The sequence below is a fragment of the Inquilinus ginsengisoli genome, from assembly GCF_031453975.1.
GTDB lineage: Bacteria > Pseudomonadota > Alphaproteobacteria > DSM-16000 > Inquilinaceae > Inquilinus > Inquilinus ginsengisoli_A.
On the sequence record NZ_JAVDPW010000013.1, the window covers coordinates 191,104 to 198,869 of the forward strand.

The window sequence follows — 7,766 nt, forward strand, 5'->3', positions numbered from 1 at the left end:
GCCCCCGCGCTTGATCCGTGGGGCCGGCGGACCGATGGTGGCTGCATGCGCCAATCCCTCCACACCCTCCAGATCGCCACCGCCGGCAAGGGCCTGGTCGAGATCACGCCGCGGATCCGTCCCTGGGTCGAGGCGCAGCGGATCGCGACCGGCCTCTTGACCGTGTTCTGCCGGCACACCTCGGCCTCGCTGCTGATCCAGGAGAACGCCGACCCCGACGTGCGGGCGGATCTGGAGACCTTCTTCGAGGACATCGCGCCGGAGGAGCCGGGCCGCTACATCCATGATTCCGAGGGGCCGGACGACATGCCGGCGCATCTCCGCACCGCGCTGACCCAGGTGCAGCTGTCGATCCCGGTGGCGGCGGGCCGCATGGCGCTGGGCACCTGGCAGGGCGTCTACCTGTTCGAGCATCGCAGCCGGCCGCACCGGCGCGAGGTCGTGCTGCATCTCCTCGGGGAGTAGCCGAGAGTCAGCCCGCCGCCACCGCCGCCACGAAGCGGTCGATCTCGGCCTCGGTGTTGTAGCAGTGCGGCGAGGCCCGCAGCATCGCGTCCAGGCCGCGGTCGGTCATGTCGGCCATGGTCGAGCGGCGGCGGGTGACGCTGGTGTTGATGCCAGCCGCGCGCAGGCGCCGCTGCAGCGCGTCGGCCGCCTCGCTTTCCCGGGTGAAGGTGACGATCGCCGAGCGCTCGGCGCCCTTGTCGCGCACCGTCACGCCGGGCAGCGCCGCCAGCCCGTCGCGCAGCCGGGCGGCCAGGCCCCAGGCCCGGTCGCGGATGGTGTCGAGGCCGAGGTCGAGGGCATAGTCGACCGCGGCGCCCATGCCGACGATGCCGGCGAAGTTGCGCTCGAAATTCTCGAACCGCCGCGCGTCGGGCCGCACCACATAGCGGTCGGGCGCCACCATCTCGGCCGCGTGCAGGTCGAGGAAGGGCGGGTCGATCGCCGCCAGCATCGACCGCCTGATATAGAGGAAGCCGACGCCGCGCGGCCCGCGCAGGAACTTGCGCGCCGTCGCCGACAGCATGTCGCAGCCGATCGCCCCGACATCCACCGGCATCTGGCCCACCGACTGGCAGGCATCGAGCAGATAGGGAATGCTATGCGCGCGTGCGATCTGGCCGATCGCCGCCGCCGGATTGACCAGCCCGCCATTGGTCGGCACATGGGTCACCGCGATCAGCCGGACCGGGCCGCGGCCGGCCGCCGTCACCGCCCGCTCCAGCGCCGCCACGTCCAGCTGGCCGAGGGCGTCGTCGGGGATGGTCTCGACCACCGCGCCGGTGCGCCGCGCCACCTGCAGGTACGAGATGGTGTTCGAGGCGTATTCGGCCTTGGCGGTCAGGATGCGGTCGCCCGGCCGGAACGCCAGGCCATAGAACGCCATGTCCCAGGCCCGGGTGGCGTTCTCCATCATCGCGATCTCGTCCGGCGCGGCGCCGATCAGCCGGGCGATCGAGTCATAGGCGGCCTCCAGCTTCGGCTCGGCGGCGGCCGCCGCGGCATAGCCGCCGATCTCCGCCTCCAGCCGCAGATGGTCCAGCATGGCGTCCAGCACCGGCCGCGGCGGCAGGGCCGAGCCGGCATTGTCGAGATGCAGCACCCGGGCGGCGCCCGGCGTGTCGGCGCGCAGCCGGTCGAGGTCGAGGGTCACGGCAGTCCTGTTGCGGTCAGGTCAGGCCCAGCACCGAGCGCAGTCCGATGAAGGCCGGCAGCGGGTGGGTGACGAGATAGGTCGGGATCGCGGCGACGAAGGGGCGCATCCGGCCCTTGGCCTCGAAGCGGCTGCGGAACAGGTCGCGGTCGAACAGGTCGCCCAGCTTCGGCACCACGCCGCCGGCGATGTGGACGCCGCCGCGCGACCCCAGGGTCAGCGCCAGGTTGCCGGCGACGGTGCCCAGCATCGAGGCGAAGACATTGACCGCCTCGACGCAATGCGGGTCGCCGGTGCGGGCGCCTTCGGTCACCGCCGCCGCGTCGCGCGACACCGGGTCGACGCCGTCCAGTTGGGACAGCGTCTCATACAGGTTGGTCAGGCCCATGCCGGACAGCACGCGTTCGGCCGAGACATGCTGGAAGCGGTGGCGCAGCCGGTCCAGCACCGCGGCCTCGCGCTCGCTCGCCGCCGCCATGGTGACGTGCCCGCCTTCGCCGGCCAGCGCCGCCCAGCGGCCGCCGCTCGGCACCAGGCCGGAGACGCCGAGGCCGGTGCCGGGCCCCAGCACGCCGATCGGCTCGTTCGCCACCGGGGCGCCGCCGCCGATCTGGGATCGGTCGGCCTCCTCGAGATGCGGCACCGCCAGCGCGACGGCGGTGAAGTCGTTGATCACCTCCAGCCGCTCCAGTCCCAGATCCTTCTGCAATGCCGCGATCGAGAACGACCAGGTGGCGTTGGTCAGCGACACCTGGTCGCCGGTGACCGGGCTGGCCACGTCGAAGGCGGCCAGCCGCGGTGCGACCGGCGGTCGCACCATGTCGAGATAGGCATGCGCGGCTTCGGCCAGGCTGGGATAGTCGGCGGCGTGCAGGATCTTGGCGTCGCGCGTGCCGCCGGCGTCGGCCAGGGCGAATCGGGCGTTGGTGCCGCCGAGATCGGCGATGAGGGCGAGGGCGTCTGGCATGGCGGGCCGGATGTTCGGGGCGGGCCTGGCATGCTTCCCCCATGCGGCCCGCCGGGGCAAGCCCCAAGCGTCGATCCGGGCGCCGCCGCGAGTCGGGTGGCCCTAGGGACCCGGATTCGGCGTCGCATTGTGCGGCGCAGCATAAAATTAGTGCTAACTGCACATATCTTAGGCACGGATAGATCGTAAGGGGTTGTTGCACAAGGGGAATTCATTTTCCGCTTGATTTGTCCGGCGAAACCCTTAAATTGTGCATTGCGACATGCAGCTTGCTGCTGTCGTAACGCACTTCTTGGGCGTTTCCTCCCTAAACTCGGGCCGCAGTTCGCTGCGGCCCTTTTTCTTTGCCCGGGCTCCGGCTGCTGGTGCGGCGGGCACGCCCGGCTGCCCCCGCATTGCGGGCCGCCCCCAATTCCCCGAGTCGACATCCAAATCTGAGTCTCCCCCTCCCCTCGCGGGAGGGGGCGGGGGGAGGGGGTTCATGCCGCAAAAGCCGGTATCGAATCCAGGGGCTGGGCGCCTGTCGGCCTGGACAGGCATAGACACAGGATGCTTCGACAACCCCTCCCCCTGCCCCCTCCCGCAAGGGGAGGGGGAGGAAGGAAAGAGGCGCCCGCCGTCGACCGGGACGGGCTCCTGCCCCCACAAACGAAAACGGCCGGGTTGTCCCGGCCGTCTTCGTCTGTCTTCGAGTCGCTTGCGGCGCGGATCAGGCCTCGCCGGCGGCCTTGTCGTCGAACAGCGGGGTCGGGGCGGGCTGGGGCGCCGCCGGGGCCTCGCTGCGCCCGCCGGTGTCGCCGCCCAGCGGCTGCAGCGTGCCGATCAGCTTGCCGCCGGTCTCGACATGCAGCTCACCGTATTTGACGGTGCCGGTGACGACGCCGGTGGCGCGCAGGCGCAGCAGGCCGGACACCGACAGGTCGCCCTCGAACCGGCCGGCGATGTCGCCGTCGCGGATCTCGGCCGACCCCTTGAACACGCCCTCTTCGGCGATCTCGATGGTCTGGCAGTCCTTGATCCGGGCTTCGATCCGGCCCTCGACCACCAGGTGGTCGCAGGCGGTGATCTCGCCGGCCAGCGAGATCTCGCTGCCGACGATCAGCTTGCGCGGGGATTCGCGGCCGGGCGCCGGGGCCGCCTCCGCGGTCGGCCGCCGGACGCCGCCGATCGCACCGGCTCCGGTGCCTGGCAGGTCGATCCGGCGCGGCAGCTCGGTCTTGTAGCTGGTGGCGGGCTTGGCGGTGGACATGGGCTCTCCTTGAGGCGCGGTCGGGGCGGCGGGCCGAACGGACGTTTCCGTGGCGGTGTGACCTGGCCGCTCGGCGCCGCCGTCGGATCCGCCAGCGGGGTTGCGTCGACGAAACACGCGGGTGTCCCCCTGCTTGTTGTGGTTCCGGTATCTGATGCCCCATCGGGCGATGGGCGCGGGACTTTAGCACGGATGATTGTGGGGCGATCAACCCGCCACGGCCATGCCCGTTCCCCGCAGCCGCGGAATTGTGACTTTCTTGCGTCGAATTCACCCCGTGCGGGCGGCGGCCTGCCGCTGCGCTGCGTTGCCGGTGGCGCGGTGCACCACATGGGTCATGAAGGCGGCGCCCAGCACCGGGACCAGCAGGTTGACGACCGGGACCATCAGGATCGCGGCCAGCACCAGCCCGGCGACGATGAAGCGGCCTTGGGCGGCGCGCCACAGTGCGCGGGCGGCCGCCGGCTCCAGCCGCCGCATCGCCACCAGCTCGAAATACTCGCGGCCCAGCAGGTAGCCGTTGACCAGCCAGAACACCAGCAGGTTGACCCCCGGCACGATCAGCACGATGCCGACCGCCACCAGGTTGGCCGCCACCAGCACCACGAAGAAGCGGACCGACCCCCAGATCATCTCGCCGATGCGCTGCCGGCGCGGCGGCGGCAAACTGGGGTAGTGCCGCGCCTCCACCGCCTCCGCCACGTCGTCGAGGAACAGGCTGGCCACCAGCCCGACGATGGCGGGGAACAACAGGATGCCCAGCGCCAGCACGGCGACGCCGCCGAGCACGTCGAGGATGGTGTCGACCCAGGGCCAGTTGGCGATCTGCACCCAGGACAGGCCCCAGCCGGTCAGGGCCGGCAGGGTCAGCAGCAGGGCGATGGTGGCGGCGAAGCTGACCCACAGCACCCGGCGGATCTTCGGGTCGTCCGTCATCTGGTGGAAGGCGAGGCGCAGGGCGTTGGGCATCGGGGCTCGGCGGTTGGGGCGCGGCCGTTCACCTAGGGTGGCGGAAGCGGCGGCGCAAGGGACCGGCCGGGCCGGCAGGTCACGCGGCGGCGGCCTCGGGTGTCACCGCCGCCAGGATCTCCGGCCCGAAGATGCGGGCGAGGCCGGCGCGGCCGTCCTCGGTCAGGTCCACGGCACGGCTGTCGCGGTCGCGGCGGATCCAGCCGCGGTCGAGGAAGCTCTCGGCGATGGCCGCGCCCAGGGCGCCGGCCAGATGCGGCCGGCGCTCGCTCCAGTCGATGCAGTGGCGGGCGAAGGACCGGCGGCCGTGGCGCAGCGCCGCCGCGTCGATGCCCAGCGCCGCGAACCAGGCGGCGCCGTCCCCGGTCAGGGCGAAGGCCTCGTCGCCGCGGGTCAGCAGGCCCCGCGCCACCAGGGCGTCGGTCACCGCCACGCCCAGCCGGCCGGCCAGATGGTCGTAGCACATGCGGCCGCCGCGCAAAGGCGCCGGCACCCGCGACTGGTCGACCGACGGGGCCCAGGCCACGGCCAGCATCTGCTCCAGCAGCGCGCCGATCTCCGGCCCCGACAGGCGGTAGTAGCGATGGCGGCCCATGCGCTCCACCACCACCAGCCCGGCCTCGGCCAGCTTGGCCAGATGGCTGCTCGCGGTCTGCGGCGTGACCCGGGCGCGGAACGCCAGCTCGCCCGCCGGCAGCGCCTCGCCGCCGAACAGGGCCGACAGGATCAGGGCCCGGCTGGGGTCGCCGATCAGCGACGATAATCCCGCGAGATCAAGTCCTTCCTTCATACTTCGATGGTGGTCGATTTGTTGTTGCTGGTCAAGGGGGCGGCGCCGGCCTTAGCTGGGCGGGACCTGTTCACCCCGATCGGAGGCGACCATGACCCACCCCTTCGCCCTGCTCGACTATGTCCGCCGCCACGGCCTGTCGCCGCAGGATCTCGCCGGTTCCGCCGGCCTGGGCGAGGACCGGCTGCGCGCGCTGATCGCCGCGCGCTGCCTGCCGGTGCCGACCTATGTCCTGGCCCCCGCCCTGTCGATCCGCAGCGCGATCCGCAGCGAGGAGGTCGTGCCGGCGCCGGAGGAGTGGTTCGGCGCCGCGGTGCTGCCCTGGGCCCGCCGGGCCGCCGAGTCGGCAGGGCCGCTGCCGGACCTCGCCGTGGATCTGCGGCAGGAGTTCGCGGCGGATTTTCGCCGGGCGCTGCTGGCCTCCGAAGGCCGTCTCCATGGCTGGGCGGAGCTGTTCGATGCAAGGGGCGGCCTCGACGAGCCGGCCCTGTCCAAGGCGCTGGACGAGATCTGGGACGAGAACTGGCTCGGTGGCGCCTATGGCGTCTGCCTGCGCCGCTTCGACGGGCACCATCTCGTGACCAAGCTGGTTGAGCGCAGCCGCATCCGGGCCCTGACCGCGGAGGGCTCCAAGCCGACGCTGACCCCGGTCGAGGCGGCGGCGGTGACGGCGGCGATGGCGCGGCTCGACGCCGTGCTCACGCCCTTCGCCCCGCATGAGCGGCCGCATGGCACCCCGGGCCTGTGGATCGACCGCATTGCCGCCCGCTACGGCCTGCCCCATCCGGCGCCGGAGCTGGCTCTGGCGGCGTGAACGGTACCGGGCCTGCCTTCCCCTTCTTCGTCATTGCGAGCGCAGCGAAGCAATGACGATTTGGGGGGCAAGGCCATGCGCATGCCTCCGCCATGCCCCTCTTTCCCCCTCGCGACTCGGTGCGCCGGTTGACTCGGGCGTGGCCGCAGACTAGAGGGGCAGGGACCCCGTGCGGGTCGTCCTCCTTGGCCGCAGACAGCGAGACCCATGACCGCCCGCTACGATGTCACCTGCATCGGCAACGCCATTGTCGATGTCATCACCAAGAACGAAGAGAGCTTCATCACCGAGCACGGCCTGGTGAAGGGCGCGATGACGCTGATCGACGCCGAACGGGCCGAGGCGCTGTACGCCGCCATGGGGCCGGGCCTCGCCGCCTCCGGCGGCTCCGCCGGCAACACCGCGGCCGGCATCGCCTCGCTCGGCGGCAAGGCCGCCTTCATCGGCAAGGTGACGGCAGACCAGCTCGGCGACGTCTACCGCCACGACATCCGCGCCGTCGGCGTCGATTTCGACTCGAAGCCGCTCGACCCCAAGGTGCCGGGCACGCCGCCGACCGCGCGCAGCCTGATCATCGTCACGCCCGACGCGCAGCGGACGATGAACACCTATCTCGGCGCCTGCGTCGAGCTGACGCCGGACGATGTCGACGAGGCCGTGATCTCGGCTTCCCAGGTCACCTATCTCGAAGGCTATCTGTGGGACCGGCCGACGGCGAAGGAGGCCTTCATCAAGGCGGCTCGCGTCGCCCATGCCGCCGGGCGCAAGGTGTCGCTGACCCTGTCCGACAGCTTCTGCGTCGAACGCCACCGCGACAGCTTCCTGTCGCTGATCGACAGCCATGTCGATGTGCTGTTCGCCAATGAGGCGGAGATCAAGGCGCTGTACCAGGTCACCGATTTCGACACCGCCGTGGCCGCCGTGCGCGGCCGCTGCGAGGTCGCGATCGTCACCCGCAGCGAGCACGGCTCGGTGGTGGTGACCGACGGCGAGACCCATGTGGTCGCCGCCGCGCCGATCGCCCAGCTGGTCGACACCACCGGCGCCGGCGACCTCTACGCCTCGGGCTTCCTCTACGGCTTCACCCGGGCGTTCGACCTGGCGGAATGCGGCCGCATCGGCAGCATCGCCGCCGCCGAGGTGATCGGCCATGTCGGCCCGCGCCCGCTGGTGCCGCTGGCCAAGCTGATCGCCTGAGGCGTTTCCCTGTCATTGCCCGGCTTGACCGCATAGGCGCTAAGATAAGAGTGATTGTGTCTGGTGTCGTCGCCTTCGAGGTGGTTCGGCGAGGTATCTCCATGCCTTGTGTGCGAGGTATGG

8 protein-coding genes are annotated in these 7,766 nt (G+C 71.4%); 3 read left to right on the forward strand and 5 right to left on the reverse strand.

Translation table 11 applies throughout. The features are described 5' to 3' along the window. Positions 1 to 45 precede the first annotated feature (45 nt). Positions 46 to 465 carry a secondary thiamine-phosphate synthase enzyme YjbQ gene (locus tag E9232_RS31305; protein WP_309800982.1) on the forward strand — a complete coding sequence of 140 codons (420 nt, stop codon included), beginning with the start codon at positions 46 to 48 and terminating at the stop codon, positions 463 to 465. Between the two features lie 7 nt (positions 466 to 472). On the opposite strand, the gene E9232_RS31310 is transcribed toward E9232_RS31305, so the two are convergent. The 5 genes from E9232_RS31310 to E9232_RS31330 all read right to left on the reverse strand — a co-directional run bounded on the left by E9232_RS31310 (position 473) and on the right by E9232_RS31330 (position 5,632). Next, positions 473 to 1,657, reverse strand: coding sequence for an aminotransferase class V-fold PLP-dependent enzyme (locus E9232_RS31310; RefSeq protein WP_309800984.1), 1,185 nt, complete (start codon positions 1,655 to 1,657; stop codon positions 473 to 475). Positions 1,658 to 1,673: 16 nt separating this feature from the next. Then, positions 1,674 to 2,624 (reverse strand): glucokinase, encoded by a 951-nt coding sequence (gene glk / locus E9232_RS31315; protein ID WP_309800986.1) that lies wholly within the window; start codon positions 2,622 to 2,624, stop codon positions 1,674 to 1,676. Between the two features lie 709 nt (positions 2,625 to 3,333). Then, on the reverse strand, positions 3,334 to 3,873 hold the full coding sequence (locus E9232_RS31320; RefSeq protein WP_309800988.1) for a bactofilin family protein: 540 nt from the start codon (positions 3,871 to 3,873) through the stop codon (positions 3,334 to 3,336). A gap of 270 nt (positions 3,874 to 4,143) precedes the next feature. Then, entirely contained in the window at positions 4,144 to 4,842 is a 699-nt protein-coding gene (locus E9232_RS31325) for an EI24 domain-containing protein (protein ID WP_309800989.1), read from the reverse strand. Between the two features lie 79 nt (positions 4,843 to 4,921). Then, a complete protein-coding gene (locus tag E9232_RS31330; RefSeq protein ID WP_309800991.1) occupies positions 4,922 to 5,632 on the reverse strand; it encodes an ArsR/SmtB family transcription factor in 711 nt (236 codons plus the stop codon). 91 nt (positions 5,633 to 5,723) lie between these two features. Between E9232_RS31330 and E9232_RS31335 the strand changes: the two genes are divergently transcribed. Beyond that, positions 5,724 to 6,446, forward strand: a complete 723-nt coding sequence (locus tag E9232_RS31335; RefSeq protein ID WP_309800993.1) for a DUF6058 family natural product biosynthesis protein — start codon at positions 5,724 to 5,726, stop codon at positions 6,444 to 6,446. A 207-nt stretch (positions 6,447 to 6,653) separates the two neighbouring features. Continuing rightward, on the forward strand, positions 6,654 to 7,643 hold the full coding sequence (locus E9232_RS31340; protein WP_309800995.1) for an adenosine kinase: 990 nt from the start codon (positions 6,654 to 6,656) through the stop codon (positions 7,641 to 7,643). Positions 7,644 to 7,766 lie beyond the last annotated feature (123 nt).